General features: G+C 47.8%; 2 protein-coding genes. One reads left to right on the top strand and one right to left on the bottom strand.

Going from position 1 to position 2,182, the window contains the following annotated elements; all coding sequences use genetic code 11:
• Positions 1-117: 117 nt before the first annotated feature.
• The gene (locus QUB64_RS01995) at positions 118-615 is read right to left on the bottom strand and encodes a WbuC family cupin fold metalloprotein (protein ID WP_333273792.1); all 498 of its coding nucleotides are present in this window, start codon (positions 613-615) and stop codon (positions 118-120) included.
• A 94-nt stretch (positions 616-709) separates the two neighbouring features.
• Between QUB64_RS01995 and QUB64_RS01990 the strand changes: the two genes are divergently transcribed.
• Entirely contained in the window at positions 710-1,915 is a 1,206-nt protein-coding gene (locus QUB64_RS01990; protein WP_333273794.1) for a tetratricopeptide repeat protein, read from the top strand.
• Positions 1,916-2,182: the final 267 nt, after the last annotated feature.

Raw genomic sequence — 2,182 nt, 5'->3', positions numbered from 1 at the left:
GAGCGGGCAAGATGCCCCATGCCCCATGCCCCATGCCCACCCTTCGACTTCGCGAGCGGGCAAGATGCCCCATGCCCGATGCCCCATGCCCCATTCCCAATTCCCCATTCCCCATAACTAATGACTACTCTTAAATTCCCCTTCCCAAATCCCGACTAATTCCCGCGCCGCCTCAGTACCCTCAGCCGGAAAATCGGGCAAAAAGTCTTTATCCGCCGCCACCTGATAAGGCCCTTCCTTGAACTCCAAAATCACAGTATCCGCAGCCAAAGCTACCAACGTGTGAATAGTGCCCTCTGGAAGTTCCACAGCGCGAGTGGGCCCGGCCGCACTGACTCGCAACGATCGCAAGATTTGACCATTTTCGTTCAAAATCAGAATACCCACTTCTCCTTGAATCACCACAAAAAACTCAAAACCGTTAACGGACGGTGGGCGCAGGTGTCGGTGAGGGCGCACGTAAGTACCCATTTGCAGCACGTTGACAAACCGCTGCACCTTTTCTGACAAATCGTGGAAATTGTAGTTTTGTCGCCTGCGGGGACTGCTGCGAGAGGAAGCTGCAACTTCGTCTAGCAATTCTTGCGTCAAACACTTAATCGGAGAAGGCTGCACAGCAGATATCCTGTATTTAATAGTTTTTGAACAAATCGGCTAGGCTGAGATCATCTTTACCAGCATTTCTTGACATATGAAAATCGCAAATCAGGTGCGTATCACTAAGGCAATGCGTTTGTCAAGTATTTTTAGAACAAGTATTAGCCCGATCGCCCTTTTGACTATTTTACTCTGCACCAGTGCCGTTTCTGCTTCGGAACCGAGGGCTGCACTCTTGGTAACGCAGGAAGTCTCCCAGCAGCAACTAAAAGACGAAATTCGCGATCGAGTTCAAGAAGAAGTTGACATCGCTTTCGGGCGCACGGCCCTGCTGCTGAATGGGATGATAATTGCCTTAACCTTGTTTCCCACAGCAGCGGGAGTCGGTGTTTGGTGGCTGTGGAGCAAATTGTCCAAGCAGACAACAATTGCTCGCCAAGAAATCGAAAGTCTCCGCTACGATACGATATCTCAATTAAAATTATTAATTTCCGAAGCTGAAAGTATCTTAGGCGAAATTCAACACCCAAGTCACCCAGCGGATGTCGAAACCGACTTGTTATTTCCCGACGCCCAAATTCAAGAATTTGCTCCGGTTAACTACGGCAATTATCAAGAGTTATTGACGGCGGCCGACTATGCCAAACAGGGAGATGCTTGTTTCTTTGAGAACCGCTATGAAGATGCGATCGCAGCTTACAATCAAGCCCTGCAAATTCAGCCGGATTTAGCCGATACTTGGAACAACCGGGGAGTTGTCCTCACTCGAATGCAGCGGTATCCAGAGGCGATCGCATCCTACGAACAAGCTACCACAATTCGCCCGACTTATCCCGACGCTTGGAACAACCGAGGCGTGGTATTATTGGAGTTGGAGAAGTACCAGGAGGCGATCGGCTGTTACGAACAAGCCATCCAAGCCAAACCCGATTACGCCGACGCTTGGAACAACCGAGGCGTTGCCTTTTCCAAAATGCAGGAGTACGAACAAGCCGTAATTTCGTACAATCAAGCCCTACAAGTCAAAAACGATTATACCGACGCTTGGAACAATCGAGGCGTGGCACTCTCCAAATTGCAAAAGTACGAAGCAGCGATCGAGTCCTACGACAATGCTGCTAAAATTCGACCTGACTTTTACAGAATATGGTACAATAAAGCCCGATGTTATGCGCTCCAAGGTAAAATAGATTTAGCAATTGAAAATTTAAAGCGCGCCCTGAATCTCAATCCTAATTTGTGCAAAGAGTTGGCAAAAACTGAAGCTGATTTGGAGAAGATTCGCGAACACGATGCCTTTAAGCAGTTGATCGGTTAATACATGGGAATGGGGGCGGGTACTGAGAAACCGGGTTTCTTGGAATAATTTCTGTTGAGTACGAGAAATAAGGGAAGAAACCCGGTTTCTGAGATTAGCGTACACCAACACTTTGCAAGTAGCGAGAAACCGGGTTTCTTGGAATAATTTCTGTTGAGTACGAACAATTTAGGAAGAAACCCGGTTTCTGAGATTAGGGTGTAGCCAGACTTTGTAAGTAGCGAGAAACCGGGTTTCTTGGAATAATTTCTGTTGAGTATGAGAAAT

Source organism: Microcoleus sp. Aus8_D2, assembly GCF_036702665.1.
Taxonomy (GTDB): Bacteria; Cyanobacteriota; Cyanobacteriia; order Cyanobacteriales; family Microcoleaceae; genus Microcoleus.
This window is presented reverse-complemented; position numbering and strand designations above follow the sequence as displayed.